Source organism: Micromonospora sp. M61 (assembly GCF_018070245.1).
Lineage (GTDB): Bacteria > Actinomycetota > Actinomycetes > Mycobacteriales > Micromonosporaceae > Micromonospora > Micromonospora zamorensis.
The window spans coordinates 69,168-90,834 of the sequence record NZ_JAGPYA010000014.1 but is presented as its reverse complement, the minus strand read 5'-3'; the positions used below and the strand labels follow the sequence as shown (position 1 = coordinate 90,834).

Sequence of the window (21,667 nt, the reverse complement as noted above, 5' to 3'; positions counted from 1 at the left end):
AACGGGTGGGTTGCGTCGGGTTGACTCAACTCAACTTGACGATTCGCCAACGCGTGGCACTATTGAGTCAAGTTCACTCAACTTGTGGTGGGGCCCGCTGCGGGCGGTGCTCGCCAGGCAGCCGCGGGCAGTGCCCGTCACCTGCACAACCTTACGAAGCGAGGAAGCGAACATGGCACGTGCGGTCGGTATCGACCTCGGCACGACGAACTCCTGCGTCAGCGTTCTCGAGGGCGGTGAGCCCACCGTCATCGCCAACGCTGAGGGGTCGCGGACGACTCCGTCGATCGTCGCGTTCGCCCGCAACGGCGAGGTGCTCGTCGGCGAGGTCGCCAAGCGTCAGGCAGTGACCAACCCGGATCGGACGATCCGGTCGGTCAAGCGCGAGGTCGGCACGAACTGGTCCGTCGACATCGACGGCAAGAAGTACACCCCGCAGGAGATCTCGGCCCGGACGCTGATGAAGCTCAAGCGGGACGCCGAGGCGTACCTGGGCGAGCAGATCACCGACGCGGTGATCACCGTTCCGGCCTACTTCAACGACAGCCAGCGCCAGGCCACCAAGGAGGCCGGTGAGATCGCCGGCTTCAACGTGCTGCGGATCGTCAACGAGCCGACCGCGGCCGCCCTGGCGTACGGGCTGGACAAGGGTTCCAAGGAGCAGACCGTCCTGGTCTTCGACCTCGGCGGCGGCACGTTCGACGTGTCGCTGCTGGAGCTGGCCGAGGGTGTCGTGGAGGTCAAGTCGACCAGCGGTGACAACCAGCTCGGTGGCGACGACTGGGACCAGCGGATCATCGACCACCTGGTCAAGACGTTCCGTGGTGAGCACGGCATCGACCTCGGTCAGGACAAGATGGCCCTCCAGCGCCTCCGTGAGGCTGCCGAGAAGGCCAAGATCGAGCTGTCCGCCGCCACCACCACGAACATCAACCTGCCGTACATCACCGCCGGCGCGGCCGGCCCGCTGCACCTCGACGTGACGCTGAGCCGCGCCGAGTTCCAGCGGATGACGCAGGACCTGCTGGATCGTTGCAAGGGCCCGTTCGAGCAGGCCGTGAAGGACGCCGGGATCAAGATCTCCGACGTCGAGCACGTCATCCTGGTCGGCGGTTCGACCCGGATGCCCGCCGTGACCGACCTGGTCAAGCAGCTCACCGGTCGCGACCCCAACAAGGGCGTCAACCCGGACGAGGTCGTCGCCGTCGGCGCCGCCCTCCAGGCCGGTGTGCTCAAGGGTGAGGTCAAGGACGTCCTGCTGCTCGACGTGACCCCGCTGAGCCTGGGCATCGAGACCAAGGGCGGCATCTTCACCAAGCTGATCGAGCGCAACACCACCATCCCGACCAAGCGCTCCGAGGTCTTCACCACGGCGGACGACAACCAGCCGTCGGTGCTGATCCAGGTCTTCCAGGGTGAGCGTGAGATCGCGGCCTACAACAAGAAGCTCGGCACCTTCGAGCTGACCGGCCTCCCGCCGGCGCCGCGCGGCGTGCCGCAGATCGAGGTCGCCTTCGACATCGACGCCAACGGCATCGTCAACGTGCACGCCAAGGACCTGGGCACCGGCAAGGAACAGAAGATGACGATCACCGGCGGCTCCTCGCTGCCGAAGGACGACATCGAGCGGATGCGCCGGGACGCCGAGGAGCACGCGGAGGAGGACAAGCGCCGTCGCGACGACGCCGAGACCCGCAACGTGGCCGAGGCGCTCCAGTGGCAGACCGAGAAGTTCCTTGCCGAGAGCGGCGACAAGCTGCCCACCGAAAACCGGGAGCAGCTCAACGAGGCGCTCGGCGAACTGCGTGGCGCCCTCGGTGGCCAGGACATCGAGAAGATCAAGTCCGCGCACGAGCGGCTCGCGCAGGTCTCCCAGCAGGCCGGTTCGTTGCTCTACTCGCAGCAGGCCGAGCAGGGCCAGCAGCCGGGCGCCGAGCCTGGCCCGGGTGCGGCCGGCGCGACCGGTGCGACCGGCACGACCGGTGCGCAGGCCGGTGGGGCCGACGACGTGGTCGACGCGGAGATCGTGGACGAGGACGGCAAGAAGTGACCACCGGCCTCGGACGCGTATCCACGGCGAAGGGGATGAGGTAGCCGCATGACGCAGAAGCCACGAGCCGCCGACCCGGCCGACACCGGGTCGACGCCGGGTGGCTCCGCGCCCACGGAGCCGACCACCGGCGACAAGGAGCGGGTCGTCATCCGCAACAACCGCAAGCTCATCGACACGTCGGAGCCTGAGGGCACCGCGGCCGACGCCGAGACCGGCGTACCGGCCGAGGGCCTGGTCGAGGACGCCGAAGTGGTGGTCGACGAGATCGAGGTCGAGGTCAACGCCACCGACGGTCCGGAACCATCCGGCCCGGCGGTGGTGGACGCCCCGGCGCAGCCGGTCGACGGCGGCGGCACGGGCACCTCGCTCGGCGCCGAGCTGGAGGCGCTCCGGGCCGAGCTGGACGAGCGCACCAGGGATCTGCAGCGGGTGTCGGCGGAGTACGCCAACTACCGCAAGCGGGTCGACCGGGACCGCAGCCTGGTGCAGGAGCAGGCGACCGGCTCGGTTCTGGCCGCGCTGTTGCCGATCCTGGACGACCTGGACCGGGCCCGGGAACACGGCGACCTGGTCGGGCCGTTCGGCACGGTGGCGGAACAGCTCACCACCGCGTTGGGCAAGTTCGGCCTGAACGCCTTCGGCGAGCAGGGCGACCCGTTCGACCCGACCCGGCACGAGGCGGTCGCGCACCAGACCTCGGCCGACGTCAGCGAGCCGACCTGCGTCCAGGTCATGCGGCGCGGCTACCAGCTCGGTGAGCGGCTGCTGCGCCCCGCGCTGGTCGCGGTCGCGGATCCGGAATAGTGCGAGACAGTGACCGGGCCGCGAGGGTCGAGAGGGGGTGGACCGGTGAGTTCGAAGGACTGGATCGAGAAGGACTTCTACGCCGTGCTCGGCGTGGACAAGGCCGCCTCCGCGGATGACATCAAGAAGGCGTACCGCAAGGTGGCCCGGGAGTCGCACCCGGACCACAACCCGGGCGACCCGAAGGCCGAGGAGCGGTTCAAGGCCGCGTCCGAGGCCTACAACGTCCTGTCGGACACGGGTCGCCGTCGCGAGTACGACGAGATGCGCTCGCTGTTCGGCTCGGGGGCGTTCCGGCGCAGCGCCCGGGGCGGAGGCCAGCCGGGCGGCATGCCGTTCGACGTCTCCGACATGTTCGGCGGCGGTGGAGGCGGCGACCGTCGCTTCGGCGGAGCGGGCTTCCAGGACCTGTTCAGTTCGATCTTCACCGGTGGCCAGGCCGGTGGGCAGGCCGCACCGCGCGGTCCGGCCCGTGGTCGGGACGTCGAGACCGAGGTGGCACTGGACTTCGGTGACGCCGTACGCGGGGTGACGCTGCCCCTGACGCTGCGCGCCCCCGGAGTCTGCGAGACCTGCCACGGCAACGGGGCCAAGCCCGGCACCCAGCCGCGTACCTGCACGGTCTGCCACGGCGCTGGGGTGACCACCCGCGACCAGGGTGCGTTCAGCTTCTCCGAGCCGTGCCGCAACTGCCAGGGCGTCGGCACCGTGGTCGAGGAGAAGTGCCCGGAGTGCCACGGCAGCGGCGGGGTCACCAAGACCCGCACCATGAACGTGCGGTTCCCGGCCGGGGTGGCCGACGGTCAGCGCATCCGGCTCGCCGGGCGCGGTGAGGCAGGCGAGCGCGGCGGCCCCGCTGGTGACCTCTTCGTGCAGGTCAAGGTTCGGCCGGACGAGCTGTTCGGGCGTACCGGCGACGACCTGACGCTGTCCGTGCCGGTCACCTTCGCGGAGGCCGTGCTCGGCACGGACCTGCGGGTGCCCACGCTCGACGGCGCGGTGACCCTGCGGGTTCCGCCGGGGACGCCGAGCGGACGGGTGCTGCGGGCCCGCGGCAAGGGTGTGGTCCGCCGCGACGGGCAGGCCGGTGACCTGCTGGTCACGTTGGACGTGGTGGTCCCGGCCCGACTGTCGGACGAGGCGCGCACAGCACTGGAGGCGTTCGCCGAGCAGAGCCCGCCGGCGGCCCGGGAACATCTCGACGCTCGGGTGCGTCGGGTCAGTTAGTCCGATGGAGTGGACGCGGAGGTGAGCGGCATGTCGGGCGAGTTCCTCGGTTCGGGTGACCCTGCCTACGAGGCCAAGGTTCTGATGATCTCGGTTGCGGCCCGGATGGCGGGGATGCACCCACAGACCCTGCGCCAGTACGACCGGCTGGGGCTGGTGCAGCCCGGCCGGGCCGCTGGTGGCGGACGTCGGTACAGCGTGCGCGACGTGGTGCTGCTGCGCGAGGTCCAGCGGCTCAGTCAGGACGACGGGATCAACCTGGCCGGCGTCAAGCGGATCATCGGGCTGGAGCGGCTGCTGGAGCAGGCGCAGCAGCGGGTGGCCCGGCTGGAGGCGGAGCTGGACGCCGCGTACCGCCGGGTGGCCGAGCTGGAGTCGCTGGCCCGCTTCCCGGGTCGGGACCTGGTGCCGACCAACCGCACGTCCACTGCTCTGGTCGTCTGGCGACCCCGCCGCATGCCCGATCGCTGACCAACCGCTCACCCGGCGCTGTCTTTCGGCCCGGACCGTACCGGATTTCCCGGCGCGGTCCGGGCCGCTTCGGTTAGCCTGTCGATACGGTCCAATCGGCTTAATACGGACCTACCGGCATGGCGAGGGGGAGCGATGGCGGAGCCGGCGAAGAAGGTCGCCCAGCAGGCGGAAGACCGGTTGGAAGAACTGGCCGAGACCGTCCGCAAGAAGTTCGACAAGGTGACCGAGGGAACCTACCGGGACCGGGTCGTCGGAGGTCGGTTCGCCGGCCGGGACGACCACGGCGGCGAGAAGGGCCGAGCCGAGACGGAACGGCAGCAGGACTGACCGGTGACCGACGTGCGGGCCGGGACCCACGGGGGGTCCCGGCCCGTTCGCTGTCGCTGAGTGCGGGCCGGGACGCTACCTCAGCCGAGGCGGCGGTTCTCGCGGACCAGGCCGCCCTCGCACCAGTCCCGGTAGACGAAGAGATCCGGTCGGGCCAGCAGCACCCGGCCGTTGTGCGCCCAGATCTTCATCAGCTCGTCGCCCTCACGCTCGGCCTGTTCGACGAGCTTGCGGAAGCGACGCTTCGGGTGGGCGCGGAAGTTCGTCCGGATGCCGTCGGCCGCGTAGATGTAGAGGCAGTGCAACGCGAACCGCCGCGCCGGGCAGGACGGGTCCATCGCCAGCTCGAAGAGCGTCAACACCAGTCGATCGCCGGAGACCAGCAGGTCCCAGTCGGGCGGCATCGAAGCCAACGGCACAGAATCAGGCTGGTACGCCCAAGCTCGCAACTCCGCCGGACTCGGGTCGACGGGGTTGGCGAAGCCGTGGAACGTCGATTCCTGCACGCTCACCGGCCAACCTTCCGCTCTCGCCCGCGTTTGGCTGCGCTGCCTGCGGACCCTGGCTGCTGGGGCGAAACGGTAACCTGCCGTCGAGTGCTGCGGTAGTCCCCGTGGGGAGCAATTCAGCAACCGTTGGGGTCGGGGCTGCGCGGTCAGTCGTGGATCGGGACCGGTGCCGCCCGCTGGGCCGCCGCGCGGGTGCGCAGCCACCGCTTGAACCACGGGAAGTCCGGCAGCCGGGCGAGGATCGGCCCGGTCACCACGGTGATCAGGACGTACGTCGCGGCCAGCGCCGCCAACTGCGGCTCGACGCTCCCGGCGGCCACCGCGAGCCCGGCGATGACGATGGAGAACTCACCTCGGGGTACGAGTGCGAGGCCGGCCCGCCATCGGCCGGGTTCCGCGATGCCCACCCGACGCGCCGCGAGGTAGCCGGTGAGCGTCTTCGTCGCCATGGTGACCACGGCCAACGCGAGCGCCGGCAACAGCACCGGCGGGATGTCCCGTGGGTCGGTGACCAGGCCGAAGAAGACGAAGAACACAGCGGCGAACAGGTCCCGCAGGGGGGAGAGCAACTCGGTCGCGTGGTGCGCCACCGGGCCGGAGAGCGCGATGCCGACGAGGAACGCGCCGACCGCCGCCGACACCTGCAGCTTCGCCGCGAGCCCGGCGATCAGCAGGGTCAGACCGAGTACGCCGAGCAGCAGCGCCTCCGGGTCCTTCGCGGACAGGGCGGACGAGATGAGGTGGCCGTACCGGATGGCGACCACCAGCACCAGCAGCACCGTGCCCACCGCGACGGCGAGTGCGATGCCACCGCCGAGCAGACCGGTGCCCGCCAGTACGGCGGTGACCAGCGGCAGGTAGAGCGCCATCGCCAGGTCCTCGATCACCAGGACCGAGAGGATCACCGGGGTTTCCCGGTTACCGAGTCGTCCCAGGTCGGCGAGGACCTTGGCGATCACGCCGGAGGAGGAGACCCAGGTGATGCCGCCGAGCACCAGGGCGGCCACCCAGTCCCAGCCGAGCAGCAGGGCGAACGCCGCGCCGGGCAGCGCGTTGAAGACGCCGTCTATCAGCCCGGCCGGGGCCGCCGATCGGAGGTTGCCGACCAGCTCGTTGGCCGAATATTCCAGGCCGAGCATCACCAGCAGCAGGATGACGCCGATCTCGGCGCCGACCGCGAAGAACTCCTCGCTGGCGGCGAGCGGAAGCAGCCCGCCGTGCCCGAACGCCAGCCCGGCGAACAGGTAGAGAGGGATGGGGGACAGGCCTACCCGGCGGCTGAGCCGACCGAGGACGCCAAGCAGCAGCAGCAGCGCGCCGACTTCGACGAGCAGAGTGGTGGAATCGTGCATCCGCCTCAGCCGTCCGGGTCACTGTCGGCGAGGATGGCGGACACGCCGTCGAGACCCCGTCGGGTCCCGACAACGACCACCACGTCGCCGGCCGCGAAGCGGAAGGAGGGAAGTGGCGAGACGATGACTTCGCCTTCGCGAAGCACCGCCACGATGGAGGCGCTCGTGCGGGTACGCGCCTTGGTGTCGCCGAGCTTCCGGTTGACGTACGGCGACCCGGCCGTGATGGCGATCTGCTCGGTGAGCAGACCGGCGGCCTGCTCGCGGAGCCCGGAGAGTTGACCGAGCATCAGCGACGCGCCGAGGATGTCGGCCAGGGCCTCAGCCTCGTCGTCGGTCAGCGGAATGTCCGACTGGCAGGCATCGGGATCGTCGGGGTCGTAGAGAACGAGATCACGGCGGCCATTGCGGTGGGAGACGACGCCCAAACGGCGTCCTGACTCCGTCACCAGATCGTGGCGTACCCCGATCCCGGGTAAGGCGGTCTGCTCGACACGTACTCGCACCCACCAAGGCTACCGCTTCGTGAACAGAACGCAGATCTTGGAAGCCCTCGGCCCTCCGACCAGCCCCGACACGTCCAGCAGGGCCGAGGGCGGGGCGGGACGTGGCGGTGCCCGCCCCCGGTGGAGCGGGCGCGGGCACCGGGTTCGTCGTGGTCAGCGGAGGCTGGCGAAGAACTCGCGGATGTCGGCGACCAGAACCTCGGTGGCCTGGTGGGCGGCGTAGTGACCGCCGACGTCACCGCGGCCGTCGACGTCGTTGTCGTACGCGGTCCACCGGACGATGTTCGCGTGGTCCCGATCGGCGAAGCGGCGGATGGACTGGAAGTCGCCGGGGAACATCGCCAGCGCGGTCGGCGCGGTGGTCGGCCCGGTCGGTGACTCCTCGGCGTGCGCGTCCTCCCAGTAGAACCGGATCGCCGACGCGGCCGTGCCGGTGAACCAGTAGAGCGCCACGTTGGCCAGGATGAAGTCCGCGTCCAGGCTCTCGTCGAAGAGTTGCGCGTTCCAGGCGAGCAGCCCGACCGGGGAGTCGGCCAGCGCGAACGCCAGGGTCTGTGGCTGCTGGCTGTGCACCTGGTTGAAGGAGAACTTGTTCTCGTAGAACCACTGGAGGTGCTGGAGCGCGGCCTGATCCGCCTCGGACAGCCCGGCGAACTCGGCCGGGTCGCCGGAGGGGAACGAGAAGAGCTGGGTGACGTGGACGCCGAGCACGTGGTCCCGGTCGATCCGGCCCAACTCCGGCGCGACCATCGAGCCGGCGTCGTTGCCGACCGCCCCGTAGCTGGCGTACCCCAGGCGGTTCATCAGCTCGGCCCAGGCGCGGGCCGTGCGGTGCCGGTTCCACCCGGCGCTGCGGGTCGGGCCGGAGAGGCCGAAGCCGGGCAGCGATGGGATGACCACGTGGAAGGCCGGCGCGTCCGGGTCGGTCGGCTCGGTGAGCGGGGCGATCACGTCGAGGTATTCCAGCACCGAGCCTGGCCAGCCGTGGGTGAGCACCAGCGGGGTGGCGTCCGGCCGGGTCGACCGGACGTGCAGGAAGTGGATCTGCTCGCCGTCGATCTCGGTGACGAACTGCGGGTGGGCGTTCAGGTGGGCCTCGACGGCGCGCCAGTCGAAGCCGTCCCGCCACCGGTCGGCGAGGGCGCGGACCCGGTCGCTGCTCATCCCGTACGAGTCGCCGGTGCCGGGCAGGTCGGCGGGCCAGATGGTGCGGCCCAGCCGGTCGGCCAGGTCGTCGAGGGCGGTCTGCGGGATCTCGACGCGGAACGGGCGGATCGCGGTGCCGGTCATCTGAAGCTCCTTCGGAACGGAATGTTTCGTTCTGCAATCAGAGTAGCAGACCGGAATGATCCGTTCCACTGGTAGTCTGAGGCCATGCCGAATCCCCCCGGAAAGACGCTGGCCGGCCGCCGCGCCCAGGCCGCCCGCAACGACGAGGTCATCCTCGAAGCCGCCCGCGCGGTCTTCCTGGACGACCCGAAGGCGCCGATCGCCGCCGTCGCCGAACGCGCGGGGGTCGGCATCAGTGCCCTCTACCGCAGGTACGCGGGCAAGGAGGACCTGCTGCGCCAGCTCTGCCATGACGGGTTGCGCCGGTACGTCGCCGCGGCCGAGGCCGCCCTCGCCGAGCCGGACGACTGGACCGCGTTCAGCGCCTTCCTGACCCAGGTGGTCGACGCCGACGTGCACTCGCTCACCGTCCACCTGGCGGGCATGTTCACTCCGACCGAGGAGATGGGTCGGGACGCGATGCGCGCCAACGAGTTGGCCACCGCCCTGTTCGAGCGGGCCCGCGCCAGCGGTCGGCTGCGGCCGGACGCGGTCGTGCAGGATCTGGGGTTGCTGCTGGAGGCGTGCGCCGCGGTGCGCGTACCCGATTCGGAGCGCACCGGGCAGTTGCGCCGACGCCAGCTCGCGGTGCTGCTGGCGGGTCTGTCCACCGGACCGGCCACGGATCCGCTGCCCGGCCCGGCGCCCGCCGCTGGAGAGTTCGACTGGCGGTGGCGTCGCCGGGAGTGATGGGCATCACGCGCTAAGGTTGAGCGGAATACGCTCAACTCTGGTTGTGTCCAACTCAGTGGACAACGCCGATCCGGGGGAGCCCATGAACACCGAAAGACTCACCACCAAGAGCCGCGAAACCATCACGGGCGCCGTCGCGCTGGCCAACCAGCGTGGTCACGCCACAGTGGAGCCCTGGCACCTGCTGCTGGCACTGCTGGACACCGACGGCTCGACCGCCACCGGCCTGCTGCGCGCCGTCGGGGCCGACCCGACCGAGCTGCGCCGGGCCGCCCAGCGCGCGGTCGACGGCCTTCCCGCCGCCCGCGGCTCCAGCATCGCCGAGCCGACCCTGGCTCGGGAGTTCGTCAACGCCATCGGCGCCGCCGAGCAGATCGCCCGACCGTTGGGCGACGAGTACACCTCCACCGAGCACCTGCTCGCCGGGCTGGCCCGGGTGGGCGGCGCGGTGTCCGGTGCGCTGAAGACGGCCGGTGCCACCGAGGAAGCCCTGGTCGCGGCCTTCCCCACCGTGCGGGGTGGCGACCGCCGGGTCACCACCGCCGATCCGGAGCAGACCTATCAGGCCCTGACCAAGTACGGCGTCGACCTCACCGCCAGCGCCCGGGACGGCAAGATCGACCCGGTCATCGGCCGTGACTCCGAGATCCGCCGGGTCATCCAGGTGCTCTCCCGGCGTACGAAGAACAACCCGGTGCTGATCGGTGAGCCCGGCGTCGGCAAGACCGCGATCGTCGAGGGGCTGGCCCAGCGGATCGTCACCGGTGACGTGCCCGAGTCGCTGCGCGACAAGAAGCTGATCTCGCTCGACCTTGGCGCGATGGTCGCCGGTGCGCAGTACCGGGGGCAGTTCGAGGAACGGCTCAAGTCCGTCCTGGAGGAGATCAAGAACTCCAACGGGCAGGTCATCACCTTCCTCGACGAGCTGCACACCGTCGTCGGCGCCGGCAAGGGCGAGGGCTCGATGGACGCCGGCAACATGCTCAAGCCGATGCTGGCCCGTGGTGAGCTGCGGATGGTGGGCGCCACCACGCTGGACGAGTACCGCGAGCACGTCGAGAAGGACCCGGCTCTGGAGCGCCGTTTCCAGCCGGTGCTGGTCGGTGAGCCGACGATCGAGGACACCATCGGCATCCTGCGAGGGCTCAAGGAGCGCTACGAGGTGCACCACGGCGTACGGATCACCGACGCCGCGCTGGTCGCCGCCGCGACACTGTCGGACCGCTACATCACCGACCGGTTCCTGCCGGACAAGGCGATCGACCTGGTCGACGAGTCCGCGTCCCGGCTCCGGATGGAGATCGACTCCCGGCCGGTCGAGGTGGACGAGATCGAGCGGGCGGTCCGCCGGTTGGAGATCGAGGAGATGGCGCTGGCCAAGGAGCCGGATGCCGCGTCCGCCGAGCGGCTGGAGCGGCTGCGCAAGGAGCTGGCCGACAAGCGCGAGCAGCTCACTGTGCTCTCCGAGCGTTGGCAGACGGAGAAGAGCCACATCACCAAGCTCTCCACCGCGAAGGAGGAGCTGGAGCGCCTCGGCGGTGAGGCCGAGCGGGCCGAGCGCGACGGCGAGTTGGAGCGCGCCGCCGAGCTGCGCTACGGCCGCATCCCCGCCCTCAAGGTCGAGCTGAAGCAGGCCGCGGAGGAGCTGGCCCAGCTCCAGGCCGACGGCGCCATGCTCAAGGAGGAGGTCGGCGCGGACGACATCGCCGCGGTGGTCGCCTCCTGGACCGGCATCCCCGCCGGCCGCCTGCTCGAAGGCGAGACGGCCAAGCTGCTGCGGATGGAGGAGTCTCTGGGCGGCCGGGTGGTCGGCCAGGCCGAGGCGGTCGGCGCGGTCTCCGACGCGGTACGCCGTGCACGAGCCGGAATCGCCGACCCGGATCGCCCGACCGGCAGCTTCCTCTTCCTCGGCCCCACGGGTGTCGGCAAGACGGAGCTGGCCAAGGCCCTCGCCGAGTTCCTCTTCGACGACGAGCGGGCGATGGTCCGCATCGACATGAGCGAGTACGGCGAGAAGCACTCGGTCGCCCGCCTGGTGGGCGCCCCGCCCGGCTACGTCGGCTACACCGAGGGCGGCCAGCTCACCGAGGCGGTGCGCCGCAGGCCGTACTCGGTGATCCTGCTGGACGAGGTGGAGAAGGCCCACCCGGACGTCTTCGACGTGCTGCTCCAGGTGCTCGACGACGGTCGGCTCACCGATGGCCAGGGCCGCACTGTGGACTTCCGCAACGCCATCCTGGTCCTCACGTCCAACCTCGGGTCGTCGGTGATCAGCGACCTGACCCTGGCCGAGGAGCAGCGCCGGGAGGGTGTCCTCGCCGTGGTGCGGTCGCACTTCAAGCCGGAGTTCCTCAACCGGCTGGACGACATCGTGGTCTTCGCCTCGCTGCTGGGTGACGATCTGCGTTCGATCGTCGACATCCAGTTGGACCGGATGCGGCGGCGGTTGGCCGACCGCAGGCTCGGCCTGGAGATCACCGATGCCGCTCGGGACTGGCTCGCCGAGCACGGCTACGACCCGATCTACGGCGCTCGCCCGCTGCGTCGCCTGATCCAGACGGCAATCGGCGACCAGCTTGCCAAGGCGCTCCTGTCCGGCCAGATCCGCGACGGCGAAACGGTGAAGGTGGACCGCGCCACCGAAACCAACACCCTCTCCGTAACCGCCGCCTGATCCGTCGCACCCGGGCCGATCCCGCCTCCGCAGGCGGGGTCGGCCCGACACGTTCTCCGCCCCCACCGACACTCCACCGGGACGCTGCGTAGCTGCCGCATCACCAGAGAATGATTTGTTTCCCCAGGTGCGCGGGGTTGTTACCGTTCCCGCCGACGCACTTGGGGAGGTGGTCGGCATGAATGGTCCTGTGGCGTACCTGGTAACGACGCTGGGGTGTCTGATCGGAGTCGCCGGGGTCGTGGTGGCGGTGGTGGCGGTACGCAAGGGCCGTAAGGCCGCCCGGCCGGCGGCACCCGCCGACCCGTTCCGGGACACCGACAGCGACGCGCTCCGCGGCGACCCGCGCAGGCTCAAGCCCGGCGACATCGTCGAGATCCGCCGGGTGTCGTACGCGGTCCGGGGCTCGGTGCATCTGAACGAGGGTGGCTGGAGCTGGGCCGAGCACCTGCTGGACACCGTCGAGGGCGACAAGCGCTGGCTCTCCGTGGAGGAGGACCCGGACCTGGAGCTGGTGCTCTGGACCGCCGAGCCGGCCGCCACGATCACCCCGGGTGCATCCACCCTCGACTTTGCCGGCCGCCGCTACGCCTCGGAGGAGTCCGGTCAGGCCCGCTTCACGGCCACCGGCAGCACCGGCCTCGACCCCAGTGGCACCCTTCGATACCACGACTACCGGGCCCAGGGCGGCGAACGGCTTTCCTTCGAGGCGTACGGCCAGGCCGGCTGGGAGGTCGCCCGGGGCGAGCAGTTGCACCGCGCCGACGTGATGGTGTACCCGCAGGCCGGACCGGAGGCCAGCTGACGTGTTGGTGAGCCTCCACACCCCGTACGTCGACACCTGCGCCGCCGACTTGAGCCTGGCACTCGGTGGGCCGGAGCGGCCCGCGTTGCACGTCCACGACCTCACGCTGCCCGGGGAGGTCCGGCTGCGGCTGCGCCTGCTCGGCGCGTCCCACCAGGTCGTACTGGCCGAACCCGGTGATGCGGCCGGACTCACCGAGACGGTCGCCTGCCTGCCTGGTCGGCCGCCGCACCTGCCCGGCGCCCTGCATGACGAGGCGGGCGGCTACCGCTTCACCGCCAGCGTGCTGCGCCCCGCCGACGGCGAGTTGCACATTCGGATCGCCGGGCTCCGCGCCGACCTGGCCGGCGACCCGTACGCCCTGGTCGGAGTCTTTCCCGGTGACCCGGACGCGGTCACCGCGCTGGCCGTACGCACCGACCTGCCGCACGGGTCGGTCGGCTGGCGTACCTGGCACGCGTACCCCCAGACCAATGAGCTGGTCCTGACCGAGACGGTGGTGGCACTGCGATGACGTACCGACGCTGGTTCGTGGTGGGCGCGGCGGTGGCCGTGGTCGGCGTGCTGGTCGCGGCCTTCGCGCTCGTCAACGGCACCTTCTCCCCGCGCGCCTACGTGCAGGACAGGTATTCGCGAGCGGCCAGCCGGGACATCGGCCGGCAAGCAACCGCGTACACCTCGTCCAAGTCACCGACCACTGTCGCCAAGGAACTGACCGACGCATGGAAGCCGTCCGACCGGTACGCCGACAGCAGCGGCGTCTACCTGCGCTACGACGACGACTCGGTGGTGATCCTGCCGATCGCCGCCGGCTCGGTGATCCTGCTCGAGGACATGGACACCGCTCACCCCCGCTACCACTCGACCGTCGGGTCGTACTGGGGCTGGGGACGCGGCAGCAGCGTTCGGGGCGGCGGCCCCGGCACCGGCAAGTAGCCCGACACCCGACCCCTTCACCTGGAGCCCTTCCGTGCAGAACCTCGTCACCGATCTGCTGGCCACCCTCGCCTTCGGCGCGGTCGGCGTCGTCCTCATGGGCGTCGGCTACGCGCTGGTCGACCTGACCACCCCTGGCAAGCTCCACGAACTGATCTGGACCGAGCGCAACCGCAACGCGGCGCTGCTGCTCGCATCCAACCTGCTCGGCGTCGGCACCATCGTGGTCGCGGCGATCGTCGCCAGCGACGACGACTTCGCCCTGGGGCTGGTCGGCGCGGCGGCGTACGGGATCGTCGGCCTGGTCATCATGGCCGCCGCGTTCCTGCTGCTCGACGCGGTGACCCCCGGCCGGCTCGGCGAGCTGCTGGTCGACCCGGAGCCGCACCCCGCCGTGTGGGTGTCGGCCGTGGTGCACCTGGCCACCGGCGCGATCATCGCCGCCGCGATCCTCTGATGGCCGGGGGTCCGCGACCGGTCGGTGCCGGCCGGCCGTACCCGGGGCGGTCATGAGCACCGGGGCACCGCCGGTGGTCGACGGCGGCACCGAGGCCCGACCGCACTGGCGGCTGGCCCGCGCGGCGGTGCTGCTCGCGGTCTTCGTCTGCGCCGCCTGCGGGCTGGTCTACGAGCTGGCCCTGGTCGCGCTCGGCAGCTACCTGATCGGCGACACCGTCGGGCAGGCGTCGATCGTGCTCGGCGTGATGGTCTTCGCGATGGGCGTCGGCGCGCTGGCCGCGAAGCCGTTGCAGCCCCGGGCCGCCGCCGCGTTCGCGGTGATCGAACTGACCCTGGCCCTGCTCGGTGGTCTGTCCGTGCTCGGCCTCTACGCCGCCTTCGCCTGGCTCGACCTGTACGGCCCGGCGCTGGTCGGCACCGCCTTCGTGCTGGGCCTGCTGATCGGCGCGGAGATTCCACTGCTGATGGTGATGCTGCAGCGCATCCGCGAGCAGGCCGCCGGCAGTGCGGTGGCCGACCTGTTCGCCGCCGACTACGTCGGCGCGCTGCTCGGCGGGCTCGCCTTCCCGTTCCTGTTGATCCCCGTCTTCGGCCAGCTCAAGGGTGCCCTGGTGGTCGGCGCGGTGAACGCGGTGGCCGGCCTCGCCCTGGTCTGCACGGTGTTCCGGAGGGAGCTGAGCCGCCGGGCCCGGCTCGTCCTCGGCGCCGGCTCTGTCGTGGTCGCGCTCTGCCTGGGGTACGCCTGGGTGACCGCCGCCGACTTCGAGGTGACCGCCCGGCAGCAGCTCTACCGGGACCCCGTGGTGTACGCCGAACGCTCCCGTTACCAGGAGATCGTGCTGACCCGGTCGGTGCGGGAGGTTGGCCACGCCGACACCGACCTGCGGTTGTTCCTCAACGGTGATCTCCAGTTCAGCTCGGTCGACGAGTACCGCTACCACGAGGCGCTGGTGCATCCGGCGATGCGCGGCCCGCGCGGTGACGTCCTGGTTCTCGGTGCTGGCGACGGCCTCGCCGTCCGGGAGATCCTGCGGTACCCGGACGTCCGCCGGGTGACAGTGGTCGACCTCGACCCGGCGGTGGTGGCCCTGGCCAGCACCGTGCCGCAGCTGCGGGCGCTCAACGGCGGCTCGCTCGACGACCCCCGCGTACGGGTGCTGAACACCGACGCGTTCGGCTGGCTGCGTACCGCCGCCGAGCGCTTCGACGTGGTGGTCGCCGACCTGCCCGACCCGGACGAGACGGCCACCGCCAAGCTCTACACCGTCGAGTTCTACGCGTTGATCAGGTCGGTGCTCGCCGAGCAGGGACGCCTGGTGGTGCAGTCCGGCTCGCCATACTTCGCGCCCCGCTCATACTGGTCGATCGATGCGTCGGTGCGGGAAGCCGGCTTCGCCACCGTGCCGTACCACGTCGACGTGCCGTCCTTCGGCGACTGGGGGTTCCTGCTGGCCACGGCGGGAACCGTCCCGCCGGTGCTGGAACTGCCGGCCGACGCGCTCCGGCTGCGTTTCCTCGACCCGGGCGTGCTGCGGGCGGCGGCGGTCTTTCCCGCCGACCGCGCTCGCCTGAACGTGCCCCCCAGCACCCTCCTCCAACCGAGGGTCCTCGACTACGCCCGCACGGAGTGGCGCGGCTACTGACCCCATCATCTGGCGCCTGAACACGGTGGCTGTGTCAGGAGAGAGTCCGCTCATGGCGCAAACCTCTTGGCTAACGGGGTGGAGTGGGTGCGAACGGGGAAAGGGTGGAGGCATGTTTGGGATGCGCAAGGCTTGGGAGCGCGAATTGGGCGCGGCCGTCGACGAGTTGGTGGCGGCTGACACGCTCGCCTTCGGTGGGGTGGGAATCGCGGGCAAGCTGTTGCCGGTGACCGAGGCGTACCAACGGGTCGAGGCCGCCATCGACGACCACCCCGAGGAGGTACGCCGGCAGCTCGACCGCGTGCTCGCCGACGGCACACCCGCTGGCCGGGCGTACGCGGCGACGCTGCTGGAGCGGATCGACCCGGCGGCGGCCCGAGCGGCCTGGACGTCGCTGCGCGACGACCCGAGCGAGTTCACCACCTTCGTCGGCTGCGTGATGGACCGCGAAACCATCGGGAACTACGCCACCCAGCGCCTCGCTGCGGCGTGAGTCATCCGCCATCAACGTGCGAGGGTGCACACCGGGCGACACCACGGATGCCGTCGGTAGCTGAGCTGTCCGTCACGGTACGGGTCCGGATCGTGCCTGCGGTTGTTACCGTCTGCGCCGACGTACCTGGGGAGGTGGTCGGGTGAGCGGGTCAGCGGTGTACCTGGTGGTGGCCCTTGGCGTACTCGTGGCGGTCGTGGTTGTGATCATCGTGCGGGCCCGGCTGCGAGCCGCGGCCCGGCCCGACGGCACGCTGCCACCCGGCCGTGCGGCGGGGACGCCGGACGACGGCCCGCTCCGCCTGACCCTGGGCGACCGGGTGCGGATCCAGGACCGGGAGTACGTGGTGAGTGGCACGGTCCGCCTGGTCGAGGGGGACTGGAGCTGGGTGCAGCACCTGCTCGACGACGACTCCGGCACCCGGCACCGGCTCTCCGTGGAGGACGGCCCGGAACTGGAGCTGGTGCTCTGGACGGCCGAGCCGGGCGCGACAGTCACCCCGGGGGCCCCGACCATCGACCTCGGCGGCCGGCGCTACACGTGGGCCGAGACAGGGCAGGCCCGCTACACCGCCACCGCGGAGACCGGGCTGCCGTCGGCCGGGACGATGCGCTACCACGACTACCAGTCGGGTGGCGCCGCGCGGCTCTCCTTCGAGGCGTACGGCGAAGAGGGTTGGCGGGTCGCCCGAGGTGACCTGCTCGACCCCGCCGACCTGACGATCCATCCCACGTCCGAGGAGCACTGAGCCGAACCGGGCGGGACGCGCGGGGTCGACACGGCATGCCGAACTGGCTTGTTGTCGATACGGTGTGGGCGCGATCTTAGGGAAGGAGAATCGTGGTCGATTCCCAGAGCACGCCGGCCCGTCAGCGGCCATCCATTGTGTCGATTTCCAGCTATCTGCTCTTCCTGTTCCTGGCGTGCCAGGTGATCAGTCTGATCATCACGCTCAGCACCATCGGTAAGACGCGCGACGCCCTTCGTGACGCGTACGCGGGCAGCAACGTCGAGAACGCCGATCAGGTGGGTGACGTCTTCTACGCCATCGGCCTCGGCAGCGCCATTCTGGTGCTGTTGCTCGCGGTCGTGCTGGGCGTTCTGGCCCTCTTCAACAACCAGGGCCGCAACGGTGCCCGGATCACCACCTGGATCGTCGGCGGCATCATGGTCTGCTGCGTGGGTGGTGGCCTGCTCAGCAACGCAGCCGGTGGTTTCACCGCCGGTGGAGAGACCGGCGCCAACGGGCCGAGCAGTGAAGAGGTCCAGCGCCGGTTGGAGGAGGCTCTGCCCTCCTGGGCCACCGCGGTGAGCCTGCTGCTCGGCGTGATCAGCCTGATCTCGCTGCTCGCGGCGCTGATCCTGCTGGCGATGCCGAAGGCGAACGCGTTCTTCCGCAAGCCGACCGCGGCGTGGGAGCCGCCGACCCCGGGCGCCAGCTACCAGGCACCGGGTCAGCCCGGTTACCCGCAGGCCCCGGGTCAGCCCGGTTACCCGCAGGCCCCGGGTCAGCCCGGTTACCCGCAGTCGTCCGGTGAGCCGGGCTACCCGCAGTCGAGTGGGGAGCCGAGCTACCCGCCGCCGCCGGGCACGAACCGGCCGGACGACACGCCGCCCGCGGACCGTCCCGGGTCAACCCCGCCGTCAGCGAGTTGATCGACAGATAAGCACCACGCCGACGATCCCTCCGAGTAGGTTGCAACCCGACGCCTACCGGAGGGATTCGTCGTGTCGTACCCGGAATCGGCACCGGCCCGCCGGCCCGCCGTCGTCCTGATGGCTGCGGGCGTGCTGCTGGTGATGGCGGTCGCCGCGCTCGCGTACGCCGTGGTCGACCTGGTGGTGCTGGGCGGGACGGTCGACGCGTTCCGCACCGCCGCCCGGGACACCTCGGCCAGCCCGGAGCAGATCGACGACGTGGTGACCCTGCTCCGCGCGTCCGCGGTGCTGTCTGCGGTGGTGGCCGCCCTCTCCGCGCCGGTGCTCGCCGGCTTGGCCCTGGGGCTGCTGGCCGGTCGCAACGGCGCACGGGTTGCCACCTGGGTGGTCAGTGGGCTTGGCCTGCTCGCCGGCTGTTGCAGCGTGGCGGTGCTGATCGGCGAACGAGCCGCACCACTGCAACTCGGCACCGGTGAGCAGGCTGTCGCCGAGTTGCTGGGGCTGATCGGCGACGCGTACCCGTCGTGGTGGATTCCGCTCAACGCCGGGCTTTCCGTCGCGCAGGGCCTCGGTTACCTTGTAGTAGCTACGCTGCTGGCCCTGCCGGCGGCGAATGCCTGGTTCGGTCGCCACCGCTCGACCGCGCCGACCGTCCCATCCGCACCACCGGCGTTTCAGCACGCCCCGCACCAGCCGCCGCCCGCACCCCCGTACCCGCCCAGGTGAGGACCACCCCGTGACGCTCGACCCCACGACTGCCGAGCGCCGGGCCCTGATCACCGGGGCCACCGCAGGCATCGGCGCGGCGTTCACCCGGCGGCTGGCCGCCGACGGCTGGCATCTGGTGCTGGTCGCCCGTGACGCGGCCCGGCTGACCGAGCTGGCCACCGAGTTGGGTTCCACCTACGGCCGCCCCGTGGAGACGATCCCGGCGGATCTGTCCACCGACGACGGCTGCGCGGTCGTGGAGCGGCGAATCGCCGACGGCAGCCCCGTGCACCTGCTCGTCAACAACGCCGGCATCAGCCTCAACAAACCGTTCCTGCGCTCCACGGCAGAGGACGAGGCGCGGCTGTTGCGGCTCAACGTGCACGCGGTCATGCGGCTGACCCTGGCGGCGTTGCGACCGATGACCGAACGGCGGAATGGGGCAGTGATAAATGTCTCTTCGGTCGCCGGTTTCGGCACGGCGATGCCCGGCTCGACCTACTCGGCCAGCAAGGCGTGGGTCACCAACTTCAGCGAGTCCGTAGGCCTTTCGGCGCGCCCGTTCGGCGTCCGGGTGATGGCCCTCTGCCCCGGCTACACCCGCACCGAGTTCCACCAACGAGCCGGCATCAACATGTCCAAGACGCCCGAGTGGCTGTGGCTCCGCGCCGAGGATGTGGTCGACGAAGCCCTGCGTGACCTGCGCAAAGGCAAGATGGTCAGCGTCCCGGCATGGAAGTACAAGATGGTCGTCGCCGGCATGCGGCACGCCCCCCGCCGACTGCTCCAGGCCGTCGCGCGGGACACCCGCGGCCGGATCGGTCGCGACGAGCACTGAGCCTCGACCGGCCCACCAGGCCCCGTAGGTCGTTGGGGCGGTGCTGGCGCGCCGCTATCGGGCCAGTTGCTGAGCGTAGTCGAACATCGCCAACCATCGGTCCCCCGCCGGGCTGATCAGGGTGGACCCCACACACGGCGTTCAGACTTGCGCAGTAACCTCTATCGCCATGGGGGACCACGACGACCTGCGCAAATTCATTACCGACCTGGCTGTGGTCCACGGACGGGTCGTGCTCTCCTCGGGGCGCGAGGCAGACTGGTACGTGGATCTGCGGCGCGTCACGCTCCATCACCAGGCCGCTCCTTTGGTCGGCCGGGTGTTGCTCGACCTCACCGCCGACTGGGAGTACGACGCCGTTGGCGGCCTCACTCTGGGCGCGGATCCTGTCGCGCTCTCGATGCTGCATGCCGCCGCTCCGACCGGTCGGGCCCTGGACGCCTTTGTGGTGCGCAAGGCGGGCAAGGCCCACGGTCTGCAACGGCGGATCGAAGGACCGGAGGTGGCCGGCCGTCGGGTGTTGGCGGTGGAGGATACGTCCACGACAGGCGGAAGTGTGTTGACCGCTGTCGAGGCACTTCGTGAGGCCGGGGCGGAAGTTGTAGGCGTGGCGGTTATTGTTGATCGAGGCGCCGGCGACGCGGTGCGAGCCGCCGGATTGCCATACCGGGCGGCCTATACGTTGGCTGACCTCGGCCTTGTGGCGTAAAAGTTTGCCGATTCGGATCTGCTGATATGCAGGCGGATCGATGCTGCTGGTGGAAGGATGGAATACGTGGGAACTGCGTTGGCCGAAATGACTATGCCTCAGATCTCGCCGCTTAACGGCGAGCCGATCGAACGTGCCGATGCCGAGCGTCTTGCCGGGGTCCTCAAGGCCCTTGCTGATCCTGCTCGGTTGCGGCTGCTCAGCCTGATCCAGTCGGCCCCCGAGGGCGAGGCGTGCGTCTGTGACCTGACGGCGCCGCTCGGCCTCTCTCAGCCGACGGTCAGTCATCACCTGCGCATCCTCACCGAGGCTGGCTTGCTGCAGCGGGAGAAGCGCGGTGTCTGGGCGTACTACAGCCTGGTCCCGAGTGCGATCGCGACGATCGCCGACCTGCTGACCCCGCCGCGTAAGCGGGCCACCAAGAAGGCCCGCTGACGTAGGCACTGCACGCCGTCCCGCGCCGGGACGGCGTCCGGTGGCGAGCCAGGGGTGGCGCCATCGGTGAGTAACACCTGCTCGTCCCCGGCCGCACCGCCGGAGGCCGGGTCCGACATGCCGACGGCCGACCCCCGCACCAGGGGGCCGGCCGTCGTCGTCGTACCGGGACGTCAGCGGTCCTGGCCGTGCTCCGGGCGATGGCGGCCGTGCTGGTGTCCGTCGTGGTCGAACGCCTCGCGGGCTGCCTCCACCGCGCCGGCGGCGCTGGCCGCGGCAATTACCGCAACCGCCTCGCCACGCTTGCGGGCGCGCCGGTCGCGGAGGAACTCGAAGAAGATCGGCAGCACCGAGATCACGATGATCAGGGCCACCACCGGCAGGATGTAGTGGTCGATCTTGTCGCCGATGGCCTGGTAGATCTGCTCGGCCAGCAGGTAGCCGATCAGCAGGATGCCGTCCACCCAGAGCACCGCACCGACGATGTTCCAGAGCAGGAACTGCCGGGCCGGCATGCCGAGTGCACCCGCGACCGGGTTGAGGAACGTCCGGACGATCGGGATGAAGCGCGCCAGCACCACAGCCTTCGCCGGGCCGAACTTCTGGAAGTAGTACTCGGCCTTCTCGACGTACTCCTTCTTGAAGAGTCGGGAGTTCGGCCGCTCGAACATCGGCCGGCCGTACCGGGCGCCGAGCCAGTGCCCCAACTGGGCGCCGACGATCGCGCAGATCGGCCCACCGATCAGCAGGCCGGCCAGCGAGAGCCGCGTGCCGTCGCCGAAGATCGCGTCCGCCACCGGCGACGAGGCCACGCCGGCGAGGAACAGCAGCGAGTCGCCGGGGAAGAAGAAGCCCACCAGCAGGCCGGTCTCGGCGAAGAGGATCACCCACACACCGATCAGCCCGAAGGTCTGCAACAGCTCCTTGGGGTCGAGCGGGTTCAGGGCGACGCTCTCCACGAGAGCGCGGGTCTGCTCAGCTGTGTCCACGGCCACAAAGGGTACCGAAGCCCAAGGTTCCTGCCGCGCCGGACC

At 70.5% G+C, this 21,667-nt stretch carries 24 protein-coding genes; 19 read left to right on the top strand and 5 right to left on the bottom strand.

Going from position 1 to position 21,667, the window contains the following annotated elements:
- The first annotated feature begins 172 nt into the window (after positions 1-172).
- The 5 genes from dnaK to KBX34_RS10820 all read left to right on the top strand — a co-directional run bounded on the left by dnaK (position 173) and on the right by KBX34_RS10820 (position 4,885).
- Positions 173-2,050: a molecular chaperone DnaK gene (gene dnaK, locus KBX34_RS10840; RefSeq protein ID WP_210791928.1), complete on the top strand. Its 1,878-nt coding sequence runs from the start codon at positions 173-175 to the stop codon at positions 2,048-2,050.
- A 48-nt stretch (positions 2,051-2,098) separates the two neighbouring features.
- Positions 2,099-2,857, top strand: a complete 759-nt coding sequence (grpE, locus tag KBX34_RS10835; protein WP_088950901.1) for a nucleotide exchange factor GrpE — start codon at positions 2,099-2,101, stop codon at positions 2,855-2,857.
- Positions 2,858-2,902: 45 nt separating this feature from the next.
- On the top strand, positions 2,903-4,084 hold the full coding sequence (gene dnaJ / locus KBX34_RS10830; protein WP_210924770.1) for a molecular chaperone DnaJ: 1,182 nt from the start codon (positions 2,903-2,905) through the stop codon (positions 4,082-4,084).
- Positions 4,085-4,114: 30 nt separating this feature from the next.
- Positions 4,115-4,555, top strand: coding sequence for a heat shock protein transcriptional repressor HspR (locus tag KBX34_RS10825; RefSeq protein ID WP_088952117.1), 441 nt, complete (start codon positions 4,115-4,117; stop codon positions 4,553-4,555).
- 135 nt (positions 4,556-4,690) lie between these two features.
- Positions 4,691-4,885, top strand: coding sequence for a hypothetical protein (locus KBX34_RS10820; RefSeq protein WP_210924769.1), 195 nt, complete (start codon positions 4,691-4,693; stop codon positions 4,883-4,885).
- Positions 4,886-4,965: 80 nt separating this feature from the next.
- On the opposite strand, the gene KBX34_RS10815 is transcribed toward KBX34_RS10820, so the two are convergent.
- The 4 genes from KBX34_RS10815 to KBX34_RS10800 all read right to left on the bottom strand — a co-directional run bounded on the left by KBX34_RS10815 (position 4,966) and on the right by KBX34_RS10800 (position 8,542).
- Complete coding sequence (locus KBX34_RS10815) at positions 4,966-5,397, bottom strand: hypothetical protein (protein ID WP_088950904.1); 432 nt, start codon at positions 5,395-5,397, stop codon at positions 4,966-4,968.
- Positions 5,398-5,540: 143 nt separating this feature from the next.
- Complete coding sequence (locus KBX34_RS10810) at positions 5,541-6,746, bottom strand: cation:proton antiporter (RefSeq protein WP_099849638.1); 1,206 nt, start codon at positions 6,744-6,746, stop codon at positions 5,541-5,543.
- Between the two features lie 5 nt (positions 6,747-6,751).
- Entirely contained in the window at positions 6,752-7,252 is a 501-nt protein-coding gene (locus tag KBX34_RS10805) for a cation:proton antiporter regulatory subunit (protein WP_030332098.1), read from the bottom strand.
- A gap of 153 nt (positions 7,253-7,405) precedes the next feature.
- Entirely contained in the window at positions 7,406-8,542 is a 1,137-nt protein-coding gene (locus tag KBX34_RS10800; protein WP_210924768.1) for an epoxide hydrolase family protein, read from the bottom strand.
- 84 nt (positions 8,543-8,626) lie between these two features.
- On the opposite strand from KBX34_RS10800, the gene KBX34_RS10795 reads away from it, so the two are divergent.
- The 14 genes from KBX34_RS10795 to KBX34_RS10730 all read left to right on the top strand — a co-directional run bounded on the left by KBX34_RS10795 (position 8,627) and on the right by KBX34_RS10730 (position 20,633).
- Positions 8,627-9,271, top strand: a complete 645-nt coding sequence (locus KBX34_RS10795; RefSeq protein ID WP_210924767.1) for a TetR/AcrR family transcriptional regulator — start codon at positions 8,627-8,629, stop codon at positions 9,269-9,271.
- Between the two features lie 85 nt (positions 9,272-9,356).
- A complete protein-coding gene (gene clpB / locus KBX34_RS10790) occupies positions 9,357-11,948 on the top strand; it encodes an ATP-dependent chaperone ClpB (RefSeq protein WP_210924766.1) in 2,592 nt (863 codons plus the stop codon).
- 178 nt (positions 11,949-12,126) lie between these two features.
- The gene (locus tag KBX34_RS10785) at positions 12,127-12,753 is read left to right on the top strand and encodes a DUF4178 domain-containing protein (protein ID WP_112586431.1); all 627 of its coding nucleotides are present in this window, start codon (positions 12,127-12,129) and stop codon (positions 12,751-12,753) included.
- Between the two features lies 1 nt (position 12,754).
- Positions 12,755-13,267, top strand: coding sequence for a DUF2617 family protein (locus KBX34_RS10780; RefSeq protein ID WP_210924765.1), 513 nt, complete (start codon positions 12,755-12,757; stop codon positions 13,265-13,267).
- On the top strand, positions 13,264-13,689 hold the full coding sequence (locus KBX34_RS10775) for a DUF4247 domain-containing protein (RefSeq protein WP_088950910.1): 426 nt from the start codon (positions 13,264-13,266) through the stop codon (positions 13,687-13,689). Before KBX34_RS10780 ends, KBX34_RS10775 begins: the two co-directional genes overlap by 4 nt.
- A 34-nt stretch (positions 13,690-13,723) precedes the next feature.
- A complete protein-coding gene (locus KBX34_RS10770; RefSeq protein ID WP_088950911.1) occupies positions 13,724-14,146 on the top strand; it encodes a DUF350 domain-containing protein in 423 nt (140 codons plus the stop codon).
- 52 nt (positions 14,147-14,198) lie between these two features.
- Complete coding sequence (locus tag KBX34_RS10765; protein WP_210924764.1) at positions 14,199-15,791, top strand: polyamine aminopropyltransferase; 1,593 nt, start codon at positions 14,199-14,201, stop codon at positions 15,789-15,791.
- Positions 15,792-15,903: 112 nt separating this feature from the next.
- Positions 15,904-16,284 (top strand): hypothetical protein, encoded by a 381-nt coding sequence (locus tag KBX34_RS10760; RefSeq protein WP_088950913.1) that lies wholly within the window; start codon positions 15,904-15,906, stop codon positions 16,282-16,284.
- A 142-nt stretch (positions 16,285-16,426) separates the two neighbouring features.
- The gene (locus KBX34_RS10755) at positions 16,427-17,032 is read left to right on the top strand and encodes a DUF4178 domain-containing protein (protein ID WP_210924763.1); all 606 of its coding nucleotides are present in this window, start codon (positions 16,427-16,429) and stop codon (positions 17,030-17,032) included.
- 92 nt (positions 17,033-17,124) lie between these two features.
- Positions 17,125-17,940, top strand: coding sequence for a hypothetical protein (locus KBX34_RS10750; protein ID WP_210924761.1), 816 nt, complete (start codon positions 17,125-17,127; stop codon positions 17,938-17,940).
- 72 nt (positions 17,941-18,012) lie between these two features.
- On the top strand, positions 18,013-18,669 hold the full coding sequence (locus KBX34_RS10745; protein ID WP_210924759.1) for a hypothetical protein: 657 nt from the start codon (positions 18,013-18,015) through the stop codon (positions 18,667-18,669).
- Positions 18,670-18,679: 10 nt separating this feature from the next.
- Positions 18,680-19,489 carry an SDR family oxidoreductase gene (locus KBX34_RS10740; protein ID WP_210791942.1) on the top strand — a complete coding sequence of 270 codons (810 nt, stop codon included), beginning with the start codon at positions 18,680-18,682 and terminating at the stop codon, positions 19,487-19,489.
- 169 nt (positions 19,490-19,658) lie between these two features.
- Positions 19,659-20,198 (top strand): orotate phosphoribosyltransferase, encoded by a 540-nt coding sequence (gene pyrE / locus KBX34_RS10735; RefSeq protein WP_088950918.1) that lies wholly within the window; start codon positions 19,659-19,661, stop codon positions 20,196-20,198.
- A 57-nt stretch (positions 20,199-20,255) separates the two neighbouring features.
- Positions 20,256-20,633, top strand: coding sequence for a helix-turn-helix transcriptional regulator (locus KBX34_RS10730; RefSeq protein ID WP_030332125.1), 378 nt, complete (start codon positions 20,256-20,258; stop codon positions 20,631-20,633).
- A gap of 173 nt (positions 20,634-20,806) precedes the next feature.
- Here KBX34_RS10730 and KBX34_RS10725 read toward each other — a convergent pair whose 3' ends face one another.
- Positions 20,807-21,628 (bottom strand): DedA family protein, encoded by an 822-nt coding sequence (locus KBX34_RS10725; protein ID WP_088950919.1) that lies wholly within the window; start codon positions 21,626-21,628, stop codon positions 20,807-20,809.
- Between the last annotated feature and the right edge of the window lie 39 nt (positions 21,629-21,667).

Excerpts from the sequence above, each read along its gene's own strand:
- dnaK (WP_210791928.1), top strand. The coding sequence starts at position 173 with ATGGCACGTGCGGTCGGTATCGACCTCGGCACGACGAACTCCTGCGTC.
- grpE (WP_088950901.1), top strand. The coding sequence starts at position 2,099 with ATGACGCAGAAGCCACGAGCCGCCGACCCGGCCGACACCGGGTCGACG.
- KBX34_RS10825 (WP_088952117.1), top strand. The coding sequence starts at position 4,115 with ATGTCGGGCGAGTTCCTCGGTTCGGGTGACCCTGCCTACGAGGCCAAG.
- KBX34_RS10820 (WP_210924769.1), top strand. The coding sequence starts at position 4,691 with ATGGCGGAGCCGGCGAAGAAGGTCGCCCAGCAGGCGGAAGACCGGTTG.
- KBX34_RS10810 (WP_099849638.1), bottom strand. The coding sequence starts at position 6,746 with ATGCACGATTCCACCACTCTGCTCGTCGAAGTCGGCGCGCTGCTGCTG.
- KBX34_RS10800 (WP_210924768.1), bottom strand. The coding sequence starts at position 8,542 with ATGACCGGCACCGCGATCCGCCCGTTCCGCGTCGAGATCCCGCAGACC.
- KBX34_RS10795 (WP_210924767.1), top strand. The coding sequence starts at position 8,627 with ATGCCGAATCCCCCCGGAAAGACGCTGGCCGGCCGCCGCGCCCAGGCC.
- clpB (WP_210924766.1), top strand. The coding sequence starts at position 9,357 with ATGAACACCGAAAGACTCACCACCAAGAGCCGCGAAACCATCACGGGC.
- KBX34_RS10785 (WP_112586431.1), top strand. The coding sequence starts at position 12,127 with ATGAATGGTCCTGTGGCGTACCTGGTAACGACGCTGGGGTGTCTGATC.
- KBX34_RS10775 (WP_088950910.1), top strand. The coding sequence starts at position 13,264 with ATGACGTACCGACGCTGGTTCGTGGTGGGCGCGGCGGTGGCCGTGGTC.
- KBX34_RS10765 (WP_210924764.1), top strand. The coding sequence starts at position 14,199 with ATGAGCACCGGGGCACCGCCGGTGGTCGACGGCGGCACCGAGGCCCGA.
- KBX34_RS10760 (WP_088950913.1), top strand. The coding sequence starts at position 15,904 with ATGTTTGGGATGCGCAAGGCTTGGGAGCGCGAATTGGGCGCGGCCGTC.
- pyrE (WP_088950918.1), top strand. The coding sequence starts at position 19,659 with ATGGGGGACCACGACGACCTGCGCAAATTCATTACCGACCTGGCTGTG.
- KBX34_RS10730 (WP_030332125.1), top strand. The coding sequence starts at position 20,256 with ATGGAATACGTGGGAACTGCGTTGGCCGAAATGACTATGCCTCAGATC.